Origin of the sequence: Streptomyces longisporus (assembly GCF_039532765.1) — a bacterium.
Classification (GTDB): domain Bacteria; phylum Actinomycetota; class Actinomycetes; order Streptomycetales; family Streptomycetaceae; genus Streptomyces; species Streptomyces longisporus.
Window position 1 is genome coordinate 89,781 of the sequence record NZ_BAAASG010000004.1, and the last position, 23,317, is coordinate 113,097.

Sequence of the window (23,317 nt, forward strand, 5' to 3'; positions counted from 1 at the left end):
ACTTGGTCGGACGGCTCAGGTCCGCTGGCCGAACAGCTCCTGCAGCACGTCCTCCATGGTCACGAGACCGGCCAGCCGGCCGTCGCCGCCGAGCACGGCCGCCAGGTGTGTGCGGCTGCCGCGCATCGCGGTCAGCACGTCGTCCAGCGGTGTGCCCTCCCGTACGCGCGCGATGGGCCGCATGTCCCGCACCCGGAAGGGCACATCCCGCGGAGAGGCGTCCAGCGCGTCCTTGACGTGCAGATAGCCGACGATACGACGGCCCTCGTCCACCACCGGGAAGCGGGAGAAGCCCGACTGGGCCGACAGCCGCTCCAGCTCCTCCGGGGTGACGCCCACGCGCGCGTAGACGACGCCTTCCAGCGGAAGCACCACGTCGCGCACCGGACGGCGGCCCAGCTCCAGCGCGTCGTGCAGCCGCTCCAGCGCACGGTCGTCGATCAACCCCGCCTCGCCCGAGTCCCGCACGATCCGGGCCAGCTCGGCGTCCGAGAAGGTGGCCGCGACCTCGTCCTTGGTCTCCACCCGCAACAGCTTCAGCAGGGCGTTGGCGAAGGCGTTGATCGCGAAGATCACCGGACGCAGTGCCCGCGCCAGGGCGACCAGCGGCGGCCCGAGCAGCAGCGCGCTGCGCACCGGCTCCGCGAGCGCGATGTTCTTCGGCACCATCTCGCCGAGCAGCATGTGCAGATACGTCGCCAGGGTCAGCGCGATCACGAAGGACACCGCGTGTCCCGCGGACTCGGGCACGCCCACGGCGTGGAACACCGGCTCCAGCAGATGCGCGATGGCCGGTTCCGCGACCACACCCAGGACCAGCGTGCACAGCGTGATGCCGAGCTGCGCGGCCGCCATCAGCGCGGACACGTGCTCCAGGCCCCACAGCACGCTCTTGGCCCGCCGGTCGCCCTCCGTGTCCCCTTCCACGTACTGCTCGATCTGCGAACGCCGTACGGAGATCAGCGCGAACTCGGCGCCGACGAAGAAGGCGTTGACGACGAGGGTCGCAAGGCCGATCAGCAGCTGTACGGCGGTCACTTCGTGGCCTCCCGGTTCGTCGTACCGTCCGCCTCGTCCTCGAAAGGCGCGTGCATCAGCACCCGCGCGGCCCTGCGCCCCGAGGCGTCCACCACGTCGAGCCGCCATCCGGTGACCTCGACGAAGTCACCCACGGCCGGGATGTGGCCGAGCTCCGTCGCCACGAGGCCGGCCAGTGTCTCGTACGGCCCCTCCGGCGCCCTGAGGCCGACGCGCACGAGCTGGTCCACCCGGGCCGAGCCGTCAGCCGAGTAGAGGGCGCGGCCCGCGTCGTCGCTGCCCGCGGGGGCCAGGTCGGGCGTCTCGTGCGGGTCGTGCTCGTCCCGCACCTCGCCGACGACCTCCTCGACGATGTCCTCCAGGGTGGCCACGCCCGCGGTGCCGCCGTACTCGTCGATGACGACGGCCATGGTGCGCTTGCCGGACAGCCGGTCCAGCAGCCGGTCGACGGTGAGGGTCTCGGGGACGAGGAGCGGCTCACGCATCAGCTCGGAGACCCGGGTGTGGGTGCGGCGGTGGGCAGGTATCGCCAGGACGTCCTTGATGTGCGCGGTGCCCACGACCGAGTCGAGGCTGCCGCGGTAGACCGGGAAGCGGGACAGGCCGGTCGCCCGGGTCGCGTTCGCCACGTCCTCGCAGGTCGCCTGGACGTCGAGGGCGATGACCTGGACGCGGGGCGTCATCACGTTCTCCGCGGTCAGGTCGGCCAGGTTCAGGGTCCGTACGAACAGCTCCGCGGTGTCCGCCTCCAGGGCGCCCTCCTTGGCGGAGTGCCGGGCCAGCGCGGCCAGCTCCTTGGGACCGCGCGCCGAGGCCAGCTCCTCGGTGGGCTCCAGGCCCAAGCGGCGCACCGCGTGGTTCGCCGTGTTGTTGAGGTGGCTGATGAAGGGGCGGAAGACCGCACTGAACAGGCGCTGCGCATTGCCCACGCGCTTGGCCACGGCCAGCGGCGAGGAGATCGCCCAGTTCTTGGGCACCAGTTCGCCGACGACCATCAGGAAGACGGTCGACAAAGCCGTACCCAGCACCAGCGCGAGCGAAGTCGACGCCGAGCGTGAGATGCCGAGGGCCTCCAGCGGGCCCGCGATCAGCTTGGCGATGGACGGTTCGGCGAGCATGCCGACGACCAGGTTGGTGACGGTGATGCCGAGCTGCGCGCCGGAGAGCTGGAAGGTCAGGCTGCGGACGGCCTTGAGGGCGCCCGCAGCGCCGCGCTCGCCGCGCTCCACGGCCCGTTCCAGCTCGGCCCGCTCGACCGTGGTCAGCGAGAACTCGGCCGCGACGAAGGCGCCGCAGGCGAGCGAGAGCAGGATCGCCACCAGCAGGAGGAGCACTTCGGTCATCGGGTCACCTCCGTCCCATCGTCGGACAGGGGCGGGAGGAACGCGCGATGTCTTGTACTGCGCGCACTACTGGGAGGCTCGCCCATGGGCGGACGCTCACACCTTTCATCGGAGGGCCGGAAGGGATCCGGATATGGTCCTCCAATAGTAAAGGATCGGCAAAGGTGATCAGGGTGTGAGGTGCTTCACCCACCGCCGCCAGTGCTCCTCGGGCGTGTACCCGGCCGCCCGCCAGGCATGCTGCCCGGTCTCGTTGCGCACCAGCACCATCGCGTCCCCGCGCCGCCCCCCGAGGCGTACGAACCGCTCCTCGGCCGCGGCCAGCAGCGCCGAGCCGACGCCCTGGCGGCGGCGGTCCGGGTGCACCGCGAGGCGGTACAGATGGCAGCGCCAGCCGTCGAAGCCCGCGATCACCGTGCCGACGAGTTCGCCGCCCCGTTCGGCCAGGATCAGTGCCTCGGGATCACGGGTGACCAGCCGCTCCACGCCGTCCCGGTCGTCGCTGATGCTCGTCCCCTCGGCGGCCACTTTCCAGAAGACGAGAACGGTGTCGAGGTCCGCGGCCGTCGCGGGCCGTATACGCAGATCAGTCATACGAAGATCCCAGCACGTACGCCCGCCTCGGTCCCGGATTTCCAGCATCCGGACGGACCGGGCCGTCAGCGCCCGCCCAGCTCCGCGACGACCGGCGCCAACGCCTCCATGTACGGCTCCAGGACCGTCAGATACGTGAAGCCGTACCGCTCCCGCTGGGCCAGCACCTGGGCGACGATCTGGTCCACGGTGCCGACCAGCAGGATCGGCAGCTCCAGCGCCCCCTGCACGGTCGCTCCGGGCACCCGCTCCACGAACGGCCGGACCGCGGCGGCGCGATCGTCGGTCACGATCACATGCTGGATGAGCAGGTTCAGTTCGGCCGGTTCCTTGCGGCCCTCGGCCGGCCGCCGGTAGCGCGCCACGCTCTCCTCGAGTTCCCCGGCAGCGACCGGCAGCAGCTGTCCCGTGGTGCTGCCCGGCACCAGACGCGCACCCGTGAAGGCCGCGATGTCCGCGTGCTCGGCGGTGAGCCTCAGCATCCGGTCGCCGTTGCCGCCGATCATCAGCGGCACCCGTCGCGAGTGGGGCAGTTCCGCCGAGCCGAGCAGCCGGTCCAACTCCTCGATCGTGCGCCGCAGATGGTCCACGCGTTCCCGCGGAGAGCCGAACGGCAGCCCCGCCCGGTCGTGCTCGGCCTGTACGTAGCCGGTGCCGAGCCCCAGTTCCAGGCGGCCGCCGGTCAGGGCGTCCGTCGTGGCGACCTCGCGGGCGAGCAGGGTCGGGTTCCAGAAGGCCGCGTTGAGCACGGCCGTGCCCAGCCGCGGCCGTTCGGTGACCGCGGCCGCGGCGACCAGCGCCGGGAACGGCGCGACCATGCCGAGGTGGTCGGGGACCTGGATCACGTCGTAGCCGAGGTCCTCGGCCCGGCGGCACTTGGCCTGCCACTCCCCGGCGGGCGCGGGGTCGAGCAGGTTGACACCGAAACGGAACGGACGCGGCATGAACTCTCCTCACCGACAGGGGACTTGAGTCTCTGCCGTGACTCCATCACTCGTGCGCGATGGCCGCCAGCACATTCATGCGGGATGCACGCAACGCGGGCAGCAGGGCCGCCACGATGCCCACCACCGCGGAGCCGATCACGACCGCGACGATCGTGGTCCACGGGATCGCGAGCGCCTTCATGCCCTGCAGCGCCAGCACCTGCTGGGTGCACACACCCCACACCAGACCGAGCGCGAGCCCGAGGACCGCGCCGAACACCGCGATCACCACCGACTCCAGCCGGATCATCCGGCGCAGCTGCCGCCGCGCGAGCCCGATGGCCCGCAGCAGCCCGATCTCCCGGGTCCGCTCCACCACCGACAGGGCGAGGGTGTTGACCACGCCGAGCACCGCGATGATGATCGCCAGCCCCAGCAGCGCGTACACGAGGTAGAGCAGCACGGCGATCTGGTCGTGCACCAGCTTCTTGTAGTCGGCCTGGTTGCGGACCTGGACCTGCGGATACGGCTTGAGCGTGTGCTCCAGGTTCTTGCGCAGCTGCTCGGCGCTCGTTCCGGAGGCCTTGTTGACGTACAGCGCGGAGTCCTGCCCGCCGGGCACGTACTTCTCGACCGTCGCGATCCCGAAGAACAGCCCGCCCTGCATGCCGAAGCCCTCGGCCTGGTCCTGGTCGGTGAGGGCGCCGACCTTCAGCTCGGTCCTCCGGCCGGCCGGGAACTCGACGGGGATGGTGCTGCCGATCCTGACGTCGTGCTTCCTCGCGAACTTGACGTCCATGCCGATGCTGCCACCCGCCAGCGCCGCCGCCGTGTTCCCGGCCGCGTAGGTCACGTGTGCGACGTGGTCGACCCCGTCGTCGTAGCCCGCGGCGGTGGTCTCGACGCGCTTGCCGTCCGGGAGGCGTACGGCCACCGGTGCGAACCGCTGCCGTACGACGAGGCCGACGCCCTGCGTGGCGCGGACCTTGTCGGTGACCTCCTTGTTGAAGGGCACGAAGTTGGTGTTCTGGACGATGAAGTCGGCGCCCAGCGTCTTGTCGATCTGCTGGTCGAAGGACTTCGACATGGAGGCGCTGGCCACGGACATGCCGCCGACCAGCGCGAGACCCACCATCAGGGCGGCCGCGGTGGCGCCGGTGCGGCGGGGGTTGCGCAGGGCGTTGCGCTGGCTCATACGGCCGATCGAGCCGAACAGGGCGGGGAAGGCCGCGCCCAGGACCCGGATGACGGGGCGGACCAGCAGGGGGCCCGCAATGACCGTCGCGATCAGGGTCAGGACCACGCCGAGCCCCAGCAGCGAGGCCGACGAGGCGGTCTTCGTCGCCGCGGCGCAGCCGGCCAGGGCCGCCGCGCCGAGCGCTCCCACGACCGAGCCGACGATCGCCCGCGTCCTGAGCGGCTTGCCGATCCCGGCGATCTCGGCGTCCGCGAGCGCGGCCATCGGGGAGACGGTCGCCGCGCGCCGGGCCGGCAGATACGCGGCCACGAAGGTGACGCCTACGCCCACGACGTACGCCGCCACCGGGGTCCCCCACCCGACGACCATCTCCGTCGTCTTGAGGTTCATCCCGAACACGCTCATCAGCTTGATCAGCCCGGCCGCGAGCCCGATGCCCGCCGCCAGGCCCAATGTCGAGCCGACCAGGCCGAGCAGGACCGCCTCGGTGAGAACGGACCGCCGCACCTGCCGCCGGTCGGCGCCGAGGGCCCTCAGCAGGCCCAGCTCCCGGGTGCGCTGGGCGATCAGCATGGAGAAGGTGTTGACGATCAGGAAGATGCCCACCAGGACGGCGATCCCGGCGAAGCCGAGCATCACGTACTTGATGACGTCGAGGAAGCCGCCGAGGTCCGAGGCGGCCGACTTGGCCTGCTCGTCGGCGGTCTTCACGTCGTAGGTTCCGGTGTCGACCACGGCCGCGACACGGCTCTTGAGCTGGGCGTCGCTCACGCCCTTCGCCGCGTCGGCCTGGATGCTGGTGGCCTTGTCCGCCGAGCCGAGCAGCTGGACAGCGGCCGTCTTCGGGTCGAGGAAGACCAGGGCCGCGCCCGGGTTGGTCGTGGTGAAGGTCGCGATCCCGACGACCCTGACCTTGAAGGTGCCGGGCTGGGCGAGCACGGTCAGGGTGTCGCCGATCCTCACATGCTTCTTGTCGGCGGTGTCGGCGTCCAGGAGCGCCTCGCCGCCGCCCTGCGGAGCGTGGCCCGAGGTCAGTTTCACGGGGCTGCGGTCGGTGAGGTACCAGTCGGAGGCGATGGTGGGCGCCCCGGTGGTGGGGCCGACCGACTTGTTCCTGCTGTCGACGACGGTGATGTTCTGGACGCTCACGTCCGCGTGCGAAGAGGCGACCCCGGCCACCTTCGCGACCCGCGCCGCGAGCGAGGCGGGTACCGTCTCGGCCGCGCCCGTCGGCACCCGGGACTTGAGGTCCTGCTTCGGCTCCACGGTCACATCGGCGGAGGTGGAGTGGAAGAGCCGGTCGAAGGTGCGGGTGACCGTGTCGGAGAAGATCAGACTGCCCGCGACGAACGCCACGGACAGGACGATCGCCAGCGCGGAGAGCAGCAGCCGCCCCTTGTGGGCGAGGAAGCTGCGGAGCGTCGCCTTGAGCACGGTGTCAGTCCTCCTCGGCGGGAGCGGCGCTCTCGTCGAACTGGCTGCGGATCACGTCGAATCCGGGGGTCTGGGGGTTTCCCCCAGTAAAGAGGCGCATGCGTTCGAGCACCGCCTCCGCCGTCGGGCGCTCCATCTCGTCGACGATGCGTCCGTCGCCGAGGAAGAGCACCAGGTCGGAGTGGGCGGCGGCGCCCGGGTCGTGGGTGACCATGACGACGGTCTGGCCGAGGCTGTCGACGGCCTCGCGCAGAAAGGCGAGCACCTCCAGCCCGGCGCGCGAGTCGAGGTTGCCGGTCGGCTCGTCCGCGAAGATCAGCTCCGGTCGGGAGGCCAGCGCCCGCGCGCAGGCCACCCGTTGCTGCTGCCCGCCGGACAGCTGGGAGGGCCGGTGCTTGAGCCGATCCCGCAGCCCGAGGGTGTCGATGACCTGGTCCAGCCACTTCTCGTCGGGCTTCTTGCCCGCGATGTCCATGGGCAGGGTGATGTTCTCCGCCGCGTTCAGTGTCGGGATGAGGTTGAAGGACTGGAACATGAATCCGATACGGTCCCGGCGCAGCCGGGTCAGCTCGCGATCCTTCAGCCCCGTGATCTCCGTGTCGCCGAGCCACACCTGGCCGGCCGACACCGAATCGAGCCCCGCCAGACAGTGCATCAGCGTGGACTTCCCGGAGCCCGACGGCCCCATCACCGCGGTGAAGCGGCCGCGCGCGATGTCCACGTCCACCGAGTCCAGGGCCAGCACGGTCGTCTCGCCCGAGCCGTAGGCCTTGGTCAGACCGCGGGCGCGGGCCGCGACCCCGCCGGCCGACGCATGGCCGGGGACGTGCTCCGCAGCTGCTGTGGACAACGCTGCCTCCTCGCTCGCACTGCAGTGTCGATTCCTCCGTCCCGGTCGAGGGTAGTGTGATCCCGCCCACACCGGATATCCGCCGAAGGTCGGGGACGGTCTCCACCGCAGGTCGGGTCCCTGATTCCGGTGTAAGGGACACGCTCCACCCGGGGGAGGAGCTCTTGCCGTGCTAGCACTTCGGCGCTAGCTTCGAAGTATGGCGAAGACCCAGCTGAACGTGAGAGTGGACGAGGGCACGGCCCGTGCCGCCCGCGAGCGCGCTCTGGCCCGCGGTATGAGCGTCAACCGCTACATCGAGGAACTCGTGAGACAGGACACCGGGGCGGTCGGCCAGACGTTCGTCGAGGCCGCCGCCGACTTCATGAAGCAGTACGAGGCGGTCTTCGCCGAGGAGTTCGCCGGCGAGGACGACAGCACGCGCGAAGGTCGCCGCTGATCCCTTGAGCAACCTCAGCATCGATCTCGCCTGGCTTCTCATGCTCGCCGAACAGAAGACGCCCGGAGACCCCCAGGTCACCGACTGGGGTGCCCTCGTCGCGGCCGTCGCGCGCCACGAGGCCGAGATATTCGACGTCCCCGTCTATGACAACCCGCACGCACGCGCCGCGGCGCTGCTCCAACTCCTCATCCACATCCCCGCGCTGGAGCGCTCGAACGCCCTCTTCGCCTCGGCCGTCGCCTACGCCTACCTCGTCGCCAGCGGCCTCAGGGTCACCACTTCGCCGGTGCAGGTGCGCGACCTGGCCCGCCTGGTCAAGCGGGGCAACGCCACGGTGTACGACATCGCGGCGGAGCTGCGCGGCTGGACCATGTGAGCAGGGCGTCTCAGGTGGCCGCCCCGTCGGGCTCAGGCCGCCACGCCGTGCCCAGCGCGCAGTACGAGGTGGGCAGCCTCGGCCCCTTCTCCGGCATCAGCATCCGCCGGTAGGGGCCGAGCTCGAAGCCGGCCTCGCGCAGTGCGGCGACCGGGTCGCGGGCCAGATGGCAGCCGCCGTTGAGAGGGGGCCACAGCGTGCGGTCCAGGGCGCGCTGGGTGAACGTCATCGCCGGTCCGCCGCCGCGGCCGTGCTCGAAGAACCGCACCACGCCGCCGGGCCGCAGCACCCGCCGTATCTCCGCGAGCGCCCGCGGCACGTCCCGCACACTGCACAGCACCAGCGAGAGCACCACCGCGTCGAAGGCCTCGCTCTTGACGGGCAGTGCCTCCGCGGCACCGGGCGCGACATCCACCGGCACCTCGCAGCGGCGGGCGGCGTCGAGGGCCAACTGCCGCAGCCGGCGCTCCGGTTCGATGGCCACGACCTCCGAGACGGTCCTCGGATAATGCGCGAAGTTCAGTCCGTTGCCCGCGCCGATCTCGATCACCCGCCCGGACAGTCCGGACAGGAGCCGGTCGCGGACGCCGCCCATCCCCATCCGGGTCTCGGCGGTCACACTGATACGGGCGTAGTAACGGGCGAACAGCGGATGGTGCACGGGATCCCGCGCCGGCTTGGCGGCGCCGGGGGACCGTAGCGGCATGAGGACCTCCTCGGCAGGACGGGCCTACCGCGATTCTCCCCCGTACGGGACCCGCGCACCCCCGCTGGTTCAGGTGCCGCTCACGAGACGAAGGCACGCACCTGTTCGTACACGCCGTGGTCGTTGTTCATGTCGGTGTGCGAGATGCAGCCGGCGTCGACATTGGTCGCGCCGTTCAGGAGCGCCGAGCTGTTCGGGACGACCGCGGCGTCGCAGTCCGACCAGTAACTCGCGTAGGACACGGCGCCCGGTGTCTCGTCGCCCGAGTTCAGCGCGGTCAGGTACGAGCTGCCGGTCTGCATCTCCTTGCAGGAGGTGTACAGCCACGCGCACCACGAGGCGACGGACGTGCCGTGGTTCACCCCGGCGACCGAGACGAAGTCGTCGACGTACGCCGTTCCGCCGAGGTTCTTCAGGTAGTAACGGGAGCTGAGCACCCCCATCGAGTGGGCGACGATGTCGACCTTGGACGCACCGGTCTTCGCCAGCACGTTCTTGACCTCGGTGGCCAGCTGCTGCGCGGTGGTGGCATTGGACTGCCCCCAGTCGTACGACCACGCGTACAGCTCGGAGGACGAGTAGCCGTCCGCCTCGAAGTCCGCGACCCAGTCGTTCCAGCTGCTTGCGTCACCGCTCAGACCGTGCACGAACACGATCGGGTCGTGGGTCGCCGCCCGAGCGGGGGCGGCGGAGAGGGAGAGGGACAGCAGGAGCGATGCGACCACGGCCGAGAATGCCGTGGCGATACGACGCTTGTGGCGCTGCATGGTGCCTCCTGACAGGGGTGGGGTCGCCAGGAGTGTCGGCTCGGGTCTACGCGCGACGCATCGGTGAAATCGCCGGTCTTTACGGTTCAATTAACTCGCCAGTAACGTCAGTTGAGTGGTGACTCCGGTGAACCCCCCTCCTCTTGACCGCACTTCGCCACCGCAGCGCACGACGTCCGAGCTTGCCGAGGGCGTCCGCGTACGGGTCCTGCACGCCGTCTACGGTGATCCGCGCGCCGCCGCCGAACTCGTACCGCTGCTGACCGACCGCCAGTCGGCGGGCCTCGACCCGCTCCCGACGGAACCGTCCGCACTCGCCCCCGGCCTGCTGCGTTCGCACCGCGCGGAGATCCGGGCCCTCCCGGACGACACCCGTCTGCTCCTGCTGCTCGCGGCCGCGGACCAGTACCCGGTCGCCACCCACGCCTTCCTGCGCGCGGTGGCGGCCGTCCGCCTGGACACCCGTCCGTTGGAAGCCGCGGAGGCGGCCGGGATCGCGCAGACGGGAGCGGGCGGCGTCGTCTTCCGGGACGCCTGGACGAGGATCGCGGCGTACGAGACGGGCTCCCCGGCGGACCGCCGTGACGTCCACCGCCTCCTTGCGCGGGTCCTGCACGGCGCCGGTGAAACACCCCGCCGCTCCTGGCACCGCGGCGCGGGCGCCCTCGGCCCGAGCGCCCGCCTGGCGGCGGAACTGCGCGCCGCGGCCGAGCAGGCCCGCACCGCGGGCCAACTGACCCTTACCCGGGCTCTGTTGGAACGCGCTGCCACCCTCAGCCCCGCCCCGTCCGAACAGTCCCGACTCCGCGCCCGCGCCGCCACGGCCGCCTGGCACTCGGGCGACTCCGACCGGGCCCGCCGACTGGCGGCCACGACGAGACCCGACGACGGGCTGACGGGCCTGTTCGCGCTCCGCGCTGGGAATGCGACGGAGGCCTTCGACGCGCTGCTGACGGCGGTTGTCGAGAGCAGTGACGGGGAGGGCAGCCGGGGGAGTGGGAACGGACTTCCGGACGCGCCGAAGAGGCTGCGGGGCGCCGGACCGGGGGAGGGCGGGCCGGGTGGTGATGTCGGAGGAATACGGGGGCGCGGCGGCGCCGGTGCAGCGGGACGGAGAGAGCAAGGCGGCGCTGCACTGCGTCGGCCTGCGGAAGCGGCGGACGGTGCGGGAGTGCAGGCCGACCGGCGTGCCGTCAGTGCCGGATCAACACCGCACGGGATGGGGGCAGTGCGGGGGCGCGCGGCCTTCGACTCCGCGCCCGGCCCCCATCTCCTCGCCCGCGCCACCGAAGCCGCCATCTACACCGGTGACCTGCGTCGCTGCCGGGAGGCCGCCGTGGTGGCCGGGCGGCTGGGGATCGGGGCGCCCGGGACCCTGGGCGGGCTCGTCGCTGCCTTCGAGGGGCGGTACGAGGATGCGAGAGGGCTGTTTGAGGCGGCGGCCGGGCGGTGTGGGCCGGGAGGGGACCCCACCGTGCTGGTGCACGCCGGTATCGCCGCGCTGATGCTCGGCGACCACACCCGGGCCGCCACCGCCACCGTCCGGGCGGCCGCCTCGGCCCGGGCGCGGGGCGCCGCCGCCACCGTGGCACAGGCGCTGGAGCTCCGTGCCTACGCCGACTTCTGGACCGGACGCCCACAAGCAGGCGCGGCCACCGCCATGGACGCCCTGCGGCAGGCGTACGCCACCGGGCAGGACAACGGCGCCTGCCATCTGCAGGCCGCCCTCGCGATGTTCGCGGCGGTCACCGGCGACGCGGCCACCTGCCGCGAACGCGCCGCAACCGCACGGTCGTACGCCCTCGCCCGCGGCCTCGGCCTGCCCGCCGCGCTCGCCCAGTGGGCGCTCGCCTTCCTCGACCTCGCCGACGGCCGCTTCGCGGGAGCTTCGGCCCGGCTGCGCGCCCTCGCCGGCTTCGGCCCGGGCCACGGCCACCGCGCCATCCGCCACCTGGCCACCCCGCACTACGTCGAGGCCGCCGTACGCACGGGCGACACCCGTGTGGCCCTGGCCGCCCACGCCGACTACCACCGCTGGGCGAGTGCCGTGCGCAGCACCGACGACCTGGCCCTCAGTGCCCGCTGCCGCGCCCTGCTCACGCCCGGCGACCAGGCCGTCGAGCACTACCGCACCGCACTCGACCTGCATGCGCAGGGCGACCGCGACTTCGAACGCGCCCGCACGGAGCTGCTGTTCGGCAGCGCGCTGCGCCGACTGCACCGCCGCACGGAGGCCCGCGACCGGCTGTACAGCGCCCTGGAGGCGTTCGAGTACTTCGGTGCCCCGCACTGCGCGGCACAGGCCCGCGCCGAACTGCGCGCACTGGGAGCTCCCGCCACCCCCGCTCGCGGCCGCACCGACGACCCGGCCACGCGTCTGACGGCCCAGCAGCTCCTGATCGCCCGTATGGCCGCCGACGGCGCCACCAACCGCGAGATCGCCGCCCGCCTCGCCCTCAGCCCCCGCACGATCGACCACCATCTGCGGGGCGTGTTCAGCCGGTTGGGGATCCGCTCGCGGATCGACCTGGTGCGGCTGCTGGCGGACGGCGGGCGCGCGCAATGATGCTCCGCGGCGGAACCGCCGGGGACATCGGTGAGGCTGCTCAACCGGCCACGTAGCGGATTTCCGGGTAGCGCGGTGAAGCGCCCGTCAGTACATGGGATGTGTCGGGGCAGCCGCGCAGGTGGGCGTCGAAGAAGGCGCGCACGGTGGCCCGTACACCCGCCACCGCCCTGTCGGCGGGGATCGTGCCGACCGGCAGGGGCAGCGCTCCTCCCAGCTGCGGGGCGAGCGCCACCAGGTCGGTGAAGGAGAGGTGTTCGGCGTCGGCGAGGCGCAGACAGCGCCGCCAGCCGCGCAGGTTCTCCCAGAAGGCGGACCAGGACGCGTCCTTGTTCAGGCCGTCGTGGACCGCCGTGTCCACCAGCAGGAACGGCCGGTCGAGACCACGCTCGACCACCGGCCCGAACAAGGCACCGTCCAGGTCGGCACCGGCCCGCACGCGCGGGTCCAGGTCCATGACGGCCGCTGCGGCCGCCCCGCCGCGGGAGTGCCCGAAGGCCCCGGTGCGGGTGAGGTCGAGGCTGCCGCGCAGACCGCGCGGCAGGGGCCGCCGCTGTGCGTCGGGGTTGCCGCCCCGGTTGAGCTCGGCCAGGCAGTCCAGCACGAAACGCAGGTCGGCGGCGCGCACCGCGACCGCTCTGCTCCGGGCGTCGTCGTCTCCGTCGGGCCGGGAGAGCACGACCCGGCCGTCGGGGAACTCCACCTCCCCCGAGTCGTAGGGGTGGTCGACCGTGACCACGACATAGCCCCACGACACGAGATCCTCGACGACGAGGGTGTTGAACGTGCGGTCCGCGGCGTAACCCGGCGAGTAGAGGAGAACCGGGCGGCGGCCGCCCCGGGCCGGTGCCGAGTCCGCCGTATGCGTCACGGGCAGCGTGAAGGCGTCCAGGGCGCCCCCGTAACGCGCCTTCAGCGCACGCTCCGCGCCCTCCGGCAACCACGGCAGCATCGTGCGGCCGTACACCTCGGCCGCCGGACAGGCCACGGTCACCATCAGCTCCCGCGACTGCCCCGAATCCGACCACGGATCGGTTCTCGACGGGTCGATCAGGTGCAGTTCCACCGCACCCACCGGCGCGGGCCCGGTGGGCCCGGCGAGGTGGAGCGGAAGGGAAGCGGCCGTCGGCGAAGCGGCGGCAGGGGACACTGCGGCTCCGGCGACGACGGCTCCCAGGCCACCGGCGAGCAGAGCACGGCGAGTTGGGCGAAGGGGAGGCATTGCGCTCCTTCCAGGTCATCGTCAAGTCCCCTGGACTGTAGGCCACTTGCCGGGCCCGCCCGCCCGTGGGGCCGCTCCGTGGCAGTCGGCCCGTCCCGCGGCCGTTGCCCTCCGCCGCACCCGCGGCCCGCGTGTCGACGGCTCACCCGAACGGCGTACATGATGCCAATTGTCATGATTTCAATACAGGCTGTAGCCATGTCCGCGAAATACGCTGCCCTTCGCGAGCGTGTGGACACGCCGCGTGACGACGGTTCACTCGAGGAACGACGAAGGGCGTCGACATGACAGACCCAGGCCGCTCGGTGCGGCGTCCATCCCGGATCGTTCTGGGCTCGCTCGCCGCTGCGGCCGCCCTGCTCGCGGCCGGTCTGCCGCAGTCGGCTCCCGCCGCCGCGGCGCCGTCCACCTCCGCGCTCACGGCTGCCGCCGCGGACGGCGGTGCTCCGACGGACGACGTCAGCACGCTCTCCACGGGATGGCAGACACCCTGGGAGATCAAGTTCATGCCGGACGGAAGCTCCGCGCTGGTGACCGAGCGGCTCACCGCCCAGGTCTACCGCCTCGACCGGGAGGGGCGTAAGACACGGGTCGGCGAAGTGCCGAACACCGTCCCCGAACCCTATGACGACGGCCCCGGCGGCCTGCTGGGCGTCGCCCCGTCCCCGACCTGGAACGGCACGACCGACAAGCAGGTGTTCTTCGTGCACACCACGAGGACCCGGACCCAGGTCGTCAGCATGGACTACGACGGCAGCTCGCTCTCGAACTACAAGGTGGTGCTCGGCGGAATCAAGCGGGTCGGCAACCACAACGGCGGCCAGATCGCCTTCGGCCCCGACGGCTACCTCTACGTCACCACCGGCGACGCCTACCAGCCGAAGCTCGCGCAGGACAAGAAGTCGCTCAACGGAAAGATCCTCCGCATCACCAGGACCGGCGCGGCGGCCCCCGGCAACCCGTTCGGCACCCGCGTCTACAGCTACGGCCACCGCAACCCGGAGGGCCTGGCCTGGGACCGCAGCGGCCGCCTGTGGGAGACGGAGGTCGGCGACCAGACCTGGGACGAGATCAACCTGATCAAACCGGGCGCCAACTACGGCTTCCCCGCCTGTGAGGGTGCCTGCGACGTCAAGGGCATGACCACCCCGAGGGTCGTGTTCCACCCGGAGTGGGGCGTGCCCGCCCAGCTCGTCGTCGTGGACAACGTGATCTACGTGACGTCACTGCGCGGCAAGCGGCTGTGGCGCATCCCGATCGACGGGGACAGCGAGTTCACCGGCACGCCGGTCGACTTCTACCCCGGCCGGTTCGGTCGCCTGCGGGCCATTGCCAAGGTGCCCGGCGCGGACGAACTGTGGGTGGGCACCAGCGACCTCGGATACGGCAAGGACAAAATCCTCCGCGTCTCCCTCAAGTGACCCTCCCTGCACCCCCAGAAATCCCACCGGAGAGGACGTATCACCCATGAACGAAGCCACGGAGCAGCTCAAGCCGGTCGAGCAGATCGCCTCGCAGGACACGGACGGCGCCATCTGGCAGACGCCCGCCTACGAGGTCGTCGACACCGCGCTCGAGGTCACCGCCTACTCCCTCAGCTCCCGCTAGCCGGCGCCATGCTGCTGCTGGTACTCGGCACGGCCGCCGGCGGCGGCATCCCCCAGTGGAACTGCGCGTGCTCCGGATGCTCCGGGGCACGCGCCCACCCGGGCCGACGCCGCCGTCATGCCTCCCTCGCCGTACGGACCGACGACGACCGCTGGTACATCGTCAACGCGACCCCTGACATCGGCGACCAGCTCGAAGCCCGGCCCGAACTCCACCCGGGGCCGGGCCCCCGGCAGACGCCGCTCGCCGGACTGGTCCTCACCGACGCCGAACTCGACCACACCCTGGGCATCGCACGGCTGCGCGAGGCGGACGCCCTCCAGGTGATCTCCACGGCCCCGGTCCGGCGAGCGCTCCTGGACCGCCTGCGCCTCGGCGACGTACTGGCTCCGTACACCTCCCTCACCTGGCGGGAGCTGCCGCCCCGCGGCGCCGAACCGCTGGACCGCGGCGCCTCGGGCCTGCAGATCAGCGGCATCCCGGTGGCGGGCAAGCGCCCGCGGTACGCCGCCGACGCCCCGGACGACGACGCATGGGTGGTGGCGCTGCGCCTGTACGACCCGGCCTCCGGCGCCACCGCGCTCTACGCACCGGCCCTCGCCGCCTGGCCGGACCGCTTCCAGCAGGCCGCCGCCGAGGCCGACTGCGTCATCGTGGACGGCACCTTCTGGGACGACGAGGAGCCCCGCCGCACCGGAATCTCCGAACGCACCGCCACCGGCATGGGCCATCTGCCCATCGAGGGACCGGACGGAACCGCCGAAAGCCTGGCAGGCCTCTCCGCCCGGTGCCTCTACACCCACCTCAACAACACCAACCCCCTCGTCGACCCGGCCGCGCCCCAGCACAAGCGGCTCGCACGGCTGGGCCTCGAGGTGGCGTACGACGGGATGGTGATCGACCTATGAGCACGACAGCACTGAATACGACCGCACGGAACGCGGCACCCGACCCGCTCGCGGAGCCCTGGCGCCCCGCCGAGTTCGAGGCACGACTGCGCGCGGTGGGGGAGGAGCGGTACCACGACAGCCACCCCTTCAACCTCCGTATGCACAGCGGTGATCTCAGCCAGGACGAGCTGCGCCGCTGGATCGTCAACCGCTTCCACTACCAGCGCCACATCCCCGTCAAGGACGCCCTGATCACGGCCAAGCTGGACACCCCGGTACTGCGCCGGATGTGGCTGCGCCGCATCCAGGACCACGACGGGCAGCAGGACCGCGAGGGCGGCCTCGACCGGTGGCTGCGGCTCGGTGAGGCGGCCGGCCTGCCCCGTGAGACGCTGCTCGCCGGAGACGGCGTGCTGCCGGGCGTACGACTGGCGGTCGACGGATACGTCAACTTCTGCCGGCTGCGCACGCCCCTCGAAGCCGTCGCCGCGTCGCTGACCGAACTGTCCGCCCCGGATCTGATGCGCACCCGCATCGAGGCCTTCCAACGCCACTACCGGTGGATCGAACCCCAAGGCCTCGCCTACTTCCGCACCCGGGTCTCCCAGGGCCGCCGCGACAGCCGTGAGGCACTCGACCTGGTGCTGGGCTGGGCCCGCAGCCGCGAGGACCAGGAACGGGCCTTGGCAGCGTTGCGTTTCAAGTGCGACGTCCTGTGGTCGCTGCTGGACGCCGTGGACCTGGCGGGCCGCCGGGAGCAGGGGTGAGTGCGACGTCGGTGACCGACTGGCGGCCCGCGCCGGCACCCGCCGTTCTCCTGCGGCACGACCACACCCGGGACACGGACCTGCTGCTCCTGCCCGAACGTGTCGTCGTCCTGCAGGGCGGGGCCGGCGCGGTCGTCGCCCTGTGCGACGGCGCCCGGAGCGTGCGCGACATCGTCGAAGAACTGTCCGAACGCTTCCCGGGCGCCCCCGTGGCCACCGACGTCCCTCCCTTCCTGGAACGGCTGCGCAAGGAGGGCTGGCTGCGATGACCCTCACCGATCCGACCGCCCCCGCCCCTGCGGCGCCCGCGCCCGCCCGGCCCTGGGCGTTGCTGGCCGAACTCACCCATGCCTGCCCGCTGCACTGCGGGTACTGCTCCAACCCGCTGGAGCTGACCCGGCGTTCCCGCGAGCTGACCGCCGGGCAGTGGGCGGACGTGATGCGCCAGGCGGGCGAGTTCGGTGTGGTCCACACCCATCTCTCGGGCGGTGAGCCGCTGCTGCGCCGGGACCTGGAGCAGATCGTCGCCGCGGCCGAGGCCGCCGGGATCTACACGCAGCTGGTCACCAGCGGTGTGGGCCTGGACCGGGAGCGGCTCGGCGCGCTCACCGCGGGCGGGCTGCGCAGCGTCCAGCTGTCCGTGCAGCACGCCGACCCGCGCGCCTCGGACCGGATCGCCGGACGCCGTTCCTTCGGCGAGAAGGAACGGGCCGCCGCACTCGTACGGGCCGCGGGCCTGCCGCTGGGCCTCAACGTCGTCCTGCACCACGAGAACCTCGACGCGATCGACGCCGTCGTCGAACTGGGCGTGTCCTGGGGCGTGGACCGCATCGAACTGGCCAACGCACAGTTCTACGGCTGGGGCCTGCTCAACCGCGCCGCCCTGCTCGCCACGCGCGAGCAGCTCGCCCGGGCCCGGGACGCCGTCGAGCGGTGGCGGGAGCGGCTCACGCCGGACGGCCCCGAGCTGGTCTGGGTCGTCCCCGACTACTTCGACGGTGCGGCCAAGCCGTGCATGGGCGGCTGGGGGGCGGTCTCGCTCACCGTCACCCCGGACGGCACCGTCCTGCCCTGCCCGGCCGCGGCCTCGTTGCCGGACCTGGACCCGCCGAACGTCCGGGACCATCCGCTGGCCTGGATCTGGGACCACTCCCCGGCCTTCAGCCGCTACCGCGGCACCGACTGGATGGCCGACCCCTGCCGCAGCTGTCCCCGCCGGGAGGAGGACCACGGCGGCTGCCGCTGCCAGGCGTACGCCCTCACGGGCGACGCAGCCCGCACGGACCCCGCCTGCCGGCTCTCCCCCGACCACGCACTGATCCTTGCCCTGACCGACGACCGCACGCAAGGGCGACCGGCGATCAGACGGCGGGCGCCGGTCCGACCCGGGATCGCGCGGCAGCTGCCCTGATCGAGGCGTGAGCACGGGCGGACGACTAGGTTGACTCCATGTACTCGGCGCAGGTCTCACGGCACGTGCAAGCCCCGCCCTCGGCGGTCTACCGGGCTCTGCTGGACGCGGACGCGCTCGCCCAGTGGCGCGTGCCGGACGGCATGAGCAGCCACGTCCATGAATTCGATGCGCGCGAGGGCGGCCGGTTCCGCGTCTCGCTCACCTACGACGCACCGCTGGGCACCGGCAAGTCGGCCGCGCACACCGACACCTACCACGGCCACTTCGCCAAGCTCGTACCGGACGAGCAGGTCGTCGAGGTACTGGAGTTCGAGACCGCTGACCCCGCGCTGCGGGGCACGATGACGATGACCACCACGCTCACCGCCGCGGACGGCGGCACCGACGTCCTCGTCGTGCACGAGGGGATCCCCGACGCCGTGCCGGCCGCCGACAACGAGACCGGCACGCGCATGGCCCTGACGAACCTCGCGCGGCTCGTGGAGGCGGACGAGCGCTCCGGCTGAATCAGGCGAGGGCGGGTATACGGCGCCGCGCGCCCACGTCCGGCAGGTCCGCCACGTTGCAGCGGGAGGCGGGGTCGGGGGAGTCGGGCCGGCTGCCGATCACGATTCGCGCGGCTCGTGGAGGCGGACGGGTGCTTGGGCTGAGTCGTCCGGACTGCGGGTCTACGGCGCCGCGCGCCCCCGGAACGCCTCCGCGTCCCAGGTTCCGTTCAGCCGTGGTGCCAGCCAACTCGGTGCGTTCGTGCGGAAGTCGGAGGGTGGCAGTGAGCCGGCTCCGGCGGGGAGGGCGCCCAGCAGGGGTGTGCCGGCCACCTCGGGCAGGTCCGCCACGTTGCAGCGGGAGGCGAGGTCGGGGGAGTCGGGCCAGCTGCCGATCACGATCCCGGCCAGGTCGAGTCGGCGGGAACGGAGTTCACGTGCCGTCAGCTCCGTCGTGTTCAGTGTGCCCAGGCCGGCCGACGCCACCACCAGCACCGGCGCCTTCAGCAGCTCCGCCGCGTCCGCGAGCGTCCCGCCCGCCGGGTCGAAGCGGACGAGCAGCCCACCCGCTCCCTCGACCAGCACCAGGTCGTGCTCGGCGGCCAGCTTGGCGGCGGCCTCGGCGACGTCCTGCGGGCGCACCGGGGGCAGCCCCGCCCGCCGGGCCGCCGTCTGCGGCGCCAACGGCTCGGGGTAGCGGGCGATTTCGGCCGCCGTCACGCCACCCGCCAGCCGGGCGACCTCGGCGGCGTCCCCGGGCTCGTCCGGCCCCACGCCCGTCTGCGCGGCCTTCAGCACGGCCACCGACCGGCCGGCCGCGAGGGCGCAGGCGGCGACCGCGGCGGTCGTGACCGTCTTGCCGACCTCCGTGCCGGTGCCCGTGATCACCAGGATCGTCATGCTGTGCTCATCCCTCCCGCGCCGCCGCGCACACCGCGCGCGCGATCCGTGCCACGTCGGCGTCCCCGGTGACGTACGGCGGCATCGTGTAGATCAGATCGCGGAACGGCCGCAGCCACACGCCCTCGCGGACGGCCGCGTCCGTCGCCGCCTTCATGTCGACGGCGTGGTCCAGCTGCACGACCCCGATGGCGCCGAGAACGCGTACGTCCTGCACGCCCGGCAGTTCGAGAGCCGGTGCCAGTCCCTCCCGCAGTCCCGTCTCGATCCGCTTGACCTCGCCGAGCCAGTCCTGGCCGAGCAGCAGCTCGATCGAGGCGCAGGCCACGGACGCGGCCAGGGGATTGCCCATGAAGGTCGGGCCGTGGGCCAGGACCGGCACCTCGCCCTGTGAGATGCCGTCGGCCACGCGCGACGTGCACAGCGTCGCTGCCATCGTCATATAGCCGCCGGTCAGCGCCTTGCCCACGCACATCACGTCCGGCGTCACGGCCGCGTGGTCGGCCGCGAACAGGGCGCCCGTGCGGCCGAACCCGGTCGCGATCTCGTCGAACACCAGCAGTACGTCATGCGCGTCGCACGCCTCGCGCAGCACCCGCAGATACGCGGGGGAGTGGAAGCGCATCCCGCCCGCGCCCTGCACCACCGGCTCGACGATCACCGCGGCCAGTTCGCCGGCGTGCCGCTCGACCGCCGAGCGCAACTGCTCCGCGTACGGCTCCTCGTACTCGGCCGGGGGCGCGTCCACGAACACCTGGCGCGGCAGCACCCCGCTCCACAGCTCGTGCATCCCGCCCTCGGGGTCGCACACCGACATGGGCTGCCAGGTGTCGCCGTGATAGCCGCCCCGCCAGGTCAGCAGCCGCTGTTTGCCGGGGCGGCCCAGCGAACGCCAGTACTGCAGGCACATCTTGGCCGCCACCTCGACCGACACCGACCCGGAGTCGGCGAGGAAGACATGCTCCAGACCGTCGGGCGACATGTCGACAAGGTGCTTCGCCAGCCGGACGGCGGGCTCGTGGGTGAGCCCGCCGAACATCACATGGCTCATCCGGCCGAGCTGCTCGCGCGCGGCCTCGTTGAGCACCGGGTGGTTGTAGCCGTGGATGGCCGACCACCAGGACGACATGCCGTCGACCAGCTCGCCCGAGCCGTCCGCGAGCCGCAGCCGCACCCCGCTCGCCGACTCGACGACGAGCGGTTCGACCCGGCCGGGCATGGGCCCGTACGGATGCCAGACATGCCGCCGGTCGAGCTCGATCAACTCGGAGACGGGCAGGTCAGGCATTGGGCGCGAGGTCCGTGCCGACGCCGCGGTGGCGCATGGCGACCAGGTCGGTGCGAGGCTCGGCCGAGGGCGCCGGGGCAGCCGTACCGCAGACACCGCCGTCCGCGTGCGACCCGCACCCGCCGTCCTGGTGGGACCCGCAGCCCGCCCCGGCGTGCGAACCACACCCGCCGCCCGACGTGACCCGGTGCTCCGGCAGCGTCACCTCGCCGGCGCCCTCCACCTCGAAGCCGGCGTCCGCGATCATCTCCAGGTCGGCCTTGCCGGCCTGGCCCTCACTGGTCAGGTAGTCGCCGAGGAAGATCGAGTTGGCCAGGTTCAGGGCCAGGGGCTGCATGGTGCGCAGATGCACCTCACGGCCGCCGGCGATGCGCACCTCGACGTCCGGGCACACGAACCGCACCATCGCCAGGATCCGCAGACAGCGCTGCGGGGTGAGGTGCCACTCCTTGGCGAGCGGGGTGCCCTCCATCGGGATCAGGAAGTTCACCGGCACCGAGTCCGGGTCCAGCTCGCGCAGCGAGAAGACCACGTCCACCAGGTCCTCGTCGCTCTCGCCCATGCCCGCGATCAGACCGGAGCAGGCGGACAGACCGGCCGCGTGCGCCTTGGTCACGGTGTCCACCCGGTCGGCGTACGTGTGCGTGGTCGTGATGTCCCCGTACGTCGCCTCGGACGTGTTCAGGTTGTGGTTGTAGGCGTCCGCGCCCGCCTCGCGCAGCCGCTCCGCCTGGCCGTCGGAGAGCAGACCGAGACAGGCGCACACCTCGACGCCCTCGTTCTGCTCCTTGATCGCCTTGATGGTGCCCGCGACCCGGTCCACGTCCCGGTCGGTCGGCCCGCGCCCGGACGCCACCAGGCACACCCGCTTGGCGCCCCCCGCAAGACCGGCCGCCGCGGCCTGCGAGGCCTCGTCCGGCTTGATCCAGGTGTACTTCAGGATGTCGGCCTTGGAACCGAGCCGCTGGGAGCAGTACGAGCAGTCCTCCGGACACAGTCCGGACTTCAAGTTGACGAGGTAGTTGAGTTTCACCCGTCGGCCGAACCAGTGCCGGCGCACCTTTCCGGCCGCGGCCACCACATCGAGCACGTCGTCGTCGGAAGTGGCGAGGACGGCCAGAGCTTCCTCGCGGGTCGGCAGCTCGCGCCGAAGCCCCTTGTCCACCAGCGTGTTCAGCAGGTCCATGAGAGCCGATCCTGTCTTACGGAAGCGCTCCCGGCCAAGGAGAGAATGAACAACAGGGACACTTCGTCGTGTGTGTATTGCCACATCATGGGGTGCGGCCGGTCCGGCTAGTGTCTGTCCATTGCCTACAAAAGCCCCGGAGGAGCCATGGCGTTCGGCTGGATCGACGAACAGGCGCGGCTGCGCCGCCGCGCCGGACTCGTACGGACCCTGCGCCCGCGCCCGGCCGACTCCCCGCTGCTGGACCTCGCGAGCAACGACTACCTGGGGCTGGCCCACCATCCGGCCGTCGCCGAGGGCGCCGCGGTGGCCGCGCGGACCTGGGGCGGCGGCTCGACCGGTTCCCGACTGGTCACCGGTACGACGGAACTCCACACCGAGCTGGAGCACGAGCTGGCCGGCTTCTGCGGCTTCGAGGCGGCACTCGTCTTCTCCTCGGGCTACGCGGCCAACCTCGCAGCGGTCACCGCGCTCGCCCCGCACGGCTCGCTGATCGTCTCGGACGCGGGCAACCACGCCTCCCTCATCGACGGCTGCCGGCTGGCCCGGGGCACCACCCAGGTCGTCGGACACGCCGACCCGGAGGCGGTGCGCAAGGCGCTGCAGACACACGAGGACAGCGCGGCGACCGCGGTCGTCGTCTCCGACACGGTCTTCTCGGTCGACGGCGACGCGGCCCCGCTGGCCGAACTGGCCGCCGCCTGCCGGGAGCACGGCGCGGGACTGCTGGTCGACGACGCGCACGGCCTCGGCGTCCTCGGTGACGGCGGCCGCGGCGCCCCCTACGCAGCGGGCCTCGCGGGCGCCGCCGACGTCGTCGTGACCGCCACCCTGTCCAAGTCGCTCGGCAGCCAGGGCGGAGTCGTCCTCGGCCCCGCCCGGGTCATCGACCACCTCGTCAACGCGGCCCGCACCTTCATCTTCGACACGGGCCTCGCCCCCGCCGCGGCGGGCGCGGCCCTGGCGGCGCTACGACTGCTGCGCCGCGAGCCGGAGCGCGCGGCACGGGCGCGTGCGGTCGCCGCCGAACTGCACGCACGCCTGACCGCCGCGGGTCACGAGGCGGTACGACCGGACGCCGCGGTGGTCTCCGTGCGTGCTCCGTCCCCGGAGAAGGCCGTGCAGTGGGCGGCCGACTGCCGTACCGCAGGCCTCGCCGTGGGCTGCTTCCGTCCTCCTTCCGTGCCCGACGGCATCTCAAGGCTGAGGCTGACCGCCCGTGCGGACCTCTCCGAGGCGCAGATCGAACGCGCTGTACGTGTGATCGGCGAGACGCGACCATGAGTCGGCGTGACACGGCCGTGTGCCGCACGATGC

General features: G+C 72.1%; 23 protein-coding genes. 11 read left to right on the top strand and 12 right to left on the bottom strand.

Translation table 11 applies throughout. The annotated features are described in order from the left end of the window. Positions 1-15: 15 nt before the first annotated feature. From ABD355_RS07205 to ABD355_RS07230, 6 genes are all read right to left on the bottom strand, one after another. Positions 16-1,038, bottom strand: a complete 1,023-nt coding sequence (locus tag ABD355_RS07205) for a hemolysin family protein (RefSeq protein WP_344399255.1) — start codon at positions 1,036-1,038, stop codon at positions 16-18. Next, a complete protein-coding gene (locus ABD355_RS07210) occupies positions 1,035-2,381 on the bottom strand; it encodes a hemolysin family protein (RefSeq protein WP_344399256.1) in 1,347 nt (448 codons plus the stop codon). The genes ABD355_RS07205 and ABD355_RS07210 overlap by 4 nt, the downstream gene beginning before the upstream one ends. A 168-nt stretch (positions 2,382-2,549) precedes the next feature. Beyond that, positions 2,550-2,975 (bottom strand): GNAT family N-acetyltransferase, encoded by a 426-nt coding sequence (locus ABD355_RS07215; protein ID WP_344399257.1) that lies wholly within the window; start codon positions 2,973-2,975, stop codon positions 2,550-2,552. 65 nt (positions 2,976-3,040) lie between these two features. Next, positions 3,041-3,919 carry an LLM class F420-dependent oxidoreductase gene (locus ABD355_RS07220; protein ID WP_344399258.1) on the bottom strand — a complete coding sequence of 293 codons (879 nt, stop codon included), beginning with the start codon at positions 3,917-3,919 and terminating at the stop codon, positions 3,041-3,043. 46 nt (positions 3,920-3,965) lie between these two features. Continuing rightward, positions 3,966-6,533 carry an ABC transporter permease gene (locus tag ABD355_RS07225; RefSeq protein ID WP_344399259.1) on the bottom strand — a complete coding sequence of 856 codons (2,568 nt, stop codon included), beginning with the start codon at positions 6,531-6,533 and terminating at the stop codon, positions 3,966-3,968. 4 nt (positions 6,534-6,537) lie between these two features. Continuing rightward, on the bottom strand, positions 6,538-7,383 hold the full coding sequence (locus ABD355_RS07230) for an ABC transporter ATP-binding protein (RefSeq protein ID WP_344399260.1): 846 nt from the start codon (positions 7,381-7,383) through the stop codon (positions 6,538-6,540). A 199-nt stretch (positions 7,384-7,582) separates the two neighbouring features. On the opposite strand from ABD355_RS07230, the gene ABD355_RS07235 reads away from it, so the two are divergent. Continuing rightward, positions 7,583-7,822, top strand: coding sequence for a toxin-antitoxin system HicB family antitoxin (locus ABD355_RS07235; RefSeq protein WP_344399261.1), 240 nt, complete (start codon positions 7,583-7,585; stop codon positions 7,820-7,822). Positions 7,823-7,826: 4 nt separating this feature from the next. After that, entirely contained in the window at positions 7,827-8,201 is a 375-nt protein-coding gene (locus ABD355_RS07240; protein ID WP_344399262.1) for a fic family toxin-antitoxin system, toxin component, read from the top strand. 10 nt (positions 8,202-8,211) lie between these two features. On the opposite strand, the gene ABD355_RS07245 is transcribed toward ABD355_RS07240, so the two are convergent. Both ABD355_RS07245 and ABD355_RS07250 read right to left on the bottom strand, forming a co-directional pair. Further along, positions 8,212-8,907, bottom strand: coding sequence for a class I SAM-dependent methyltransferase (locus tag ABD355_RS07245; RefSeq protein WP_344399263.1), 696 nt, complete (start codon positions 8,905-8,907; stop codon positions 8,212-8,214). A gap of 80 nt (positions 8,908-8,987) precedes the next feature. Then, complete coding sequence (locus ABD355_RS07250; RefSeq protein WP_344399264.1) at positions 8,988-9,674, bottom strand: esterase/lipase family protein; 687 nt, start codon at positions 9,672-9,674, stop codon at positions 8,988-8,990. Positions 9,675-9,792: 118 nt separating this feature from the next. Between ABD355_RS07250 and ABD355_RS07255 the strand changes: the two genes are divergently transcribed. Further along, positions 9,793-12,240 carry a LuxR C-terminal-related transcriptional regulator gene (locus ABD355_RS07255; protein ID WP_344399436.1) on the top strand — a complete coding sequence of 816 codons (2,448 nt, stop codon included), beginning with the start codon at positions 9,793-9,795 and terminating at the stop codon, positions 12,238-12,240. A gap of 40 nt (positions 12,241-12,280) precedes the next feature. Here the strand turns inward: ABD355_RS07255 and ABD355_RS07260 are convergent, their stop codons facing one another. Further along, positions 12,281-13,462 carry an alpha/beta hydrolase family protein gene (locus tag ABD355_RS07260; protein WP_344399265.1) on the bottom strand — a complete coding sequence of 394 codons (1,182 nt, stop codon included), beginning with the start codon at positions 13,460-13,462 and terminating at the stop codon, positions 12,281-12,283. 284 nt (positions 13,463-13,746) lie between these two features. Here ABD355_RS07260 and ABD355_RS07265 point away from each other — a divergent pair, with 284 nt between their 5' ends. From ABD355_RS07265 to ABD355_RS07295, 7 genes are read left to right on the top strand one after another with little or no spacing between them, the layout of a single operon-like run. Then, on the top strand, positions 13,747-14,883 hold the full coding sequence (locus ABD355_RS07265; RefSeq protein WP_344399266.1) for a PQQ-dependent sugar dehydrogenase: 1,137 nt from the start codon (positions 13,747-13,749) through the stop codon (positions 14,881-14,883). Positions 14,884-14,929: 46 nt separating this feature from the next. Then, positions 14,930-15,070 (top strand): pyrroloquinoline quinone precursor peptide PqqA, encoded by a 141-nt coding sequence (gene pqqA, locus ABD355_RS07270; protein ID WP_344399267.1) that lies wholly within the window; start codon positions 14,930-14,932, stop codon positions 15,068-15,070. Between the two features lie 8 nt (positions 15,071-15,078). Further along, positions 15,079-15,978, top strand: a complete 900-nt coding sequence (pqqB, locus tag ABD355_RS07275; protein ID WP_344399268.1) for a pyrroloquinoline quinone biosynthesis protein PqqB — start codon at positions 15,079-15,081, stop codon at positions 15,976-15,978. Further along, entirely contained in the window at positions 15,975-16,727 is a 753-nt protein-coding gene (gene pqqC / locus ABD355_RS07280) for a pyrroloquinoline-quinone synthase PqqC (RefSeq protein ID WP_344399269.1), read from the top strand. The genes pqqB and pqqC overlap by 4 nt, the downstream gene beginning before the upstream one ends. Continuing rightward, positions 16,724-16,996, top strand: a complete 273-nt coding sequence (pqqD, locus tag ABD355_RS07285) for a pyrroloquinoline quinone biosynthesis peptide chaperone PqqD (RefSeq protein WP_344399270.1) — start codon at positions 16,724-16,726, stop codon at positions 16,994-16,996. Before pqqC ends, pqqD begins: the two co-directional genes overlap by 4 nt. After that, the gene (gene pqqE / locus ABD355_RS07290) at positions 16,993-18,138 is read left to right on the top strand and encodes a pyrroloquinoline quinone biosynthesis protein PqqE (RefSeq protein ID WP_344399271.1); all 1,146 of its coding nucleotides are present in this window, start codon (positions 16,993-16,995) and stop codon (positions 18,136-18,138) included. Before pqqD ends, pqqE begins: the two co-directional genes overlap by 4 nt. A gap of 38 nt (positions 18,139-18,176) precedes the next feature. Next, the gene (locus tag ABD355_RS07295) at positions 18,177-18,647 is read left to right on the top strand and encodes an SRPBCC domain-containing protein (protein ID WP_344399272.1); all 471 of its coding nucleotides are present in this window, start codon (positions 18,177-18,179) and stop codon (positions 18,645-18,647) included. 162 nt (positions 18,648-18,809) lie between these two features. Here ABD355_RS07295 and bioD read toward each other — a convergent pair whose 3' ends face one another. The 3 genes from bioD to bioB are packed head-to-tail and all read right to left on the bottom strand — an operon-like array spanning position 18,810 to position 22,000. Beyond that, on the bottom strand, positions 18,810-19,526 hold the full coding sequence (gene bioD / locus ABD355_RS07300) for a dethiobiotin synthase (RefSeq protein ID WP_344399273.1): 717 nt from the start codon (positions 19,524-19,526) through the stop codon (positions 18,810-18,812). Positions 19,527-19,533: 7 nt separating this feature from the next. Next, positions 19,534-20,814 (bottom strand): adenosylmethionine--8-amino-7-oxononanoate transaminase, encoded by a 1,281-nt coding sequence (locus ABD355_RS07305; RefSeq protein WP_344399274.1) that lies wholly within the window; start codon positions 20,812-20,814, stop codon positions 19,534-19,536. Beyond that, the gene (gene bioB, locus ABD355_RS07310; protein WP_344399275.1) at positions 20,807-22,000 is read right to left on the bottom strand and encodes a biotin synthase BioB; all 1,194 of its coding nucleotides are present in this window, start codon (positions 21,998-22,000) and stop codon (positions 20,807-20,809) included. The genes ABD355_RS07305 and bioB overlap by 8 nt, the downstream gene beginning before the upstream one ends. Positions 22,001-22,147: 147 nt before the next feature. On the opposite strand from bioB, the gene ABD355_RS07315 reads away from it, so the two are divergent. Beyond that, a complete protein-coding gene (locus ABD355_RS07315) occupies positions 22,148-23,284 on the top strand; it encodes an 8-amino-7-oxononanoate synthase (protein WP_344399276.1) in 1,137 nt (378 codons plus the stop codon). The last annotated feature ends 33 nt before the right edge of the window (positions 23,285-23,317 follow it).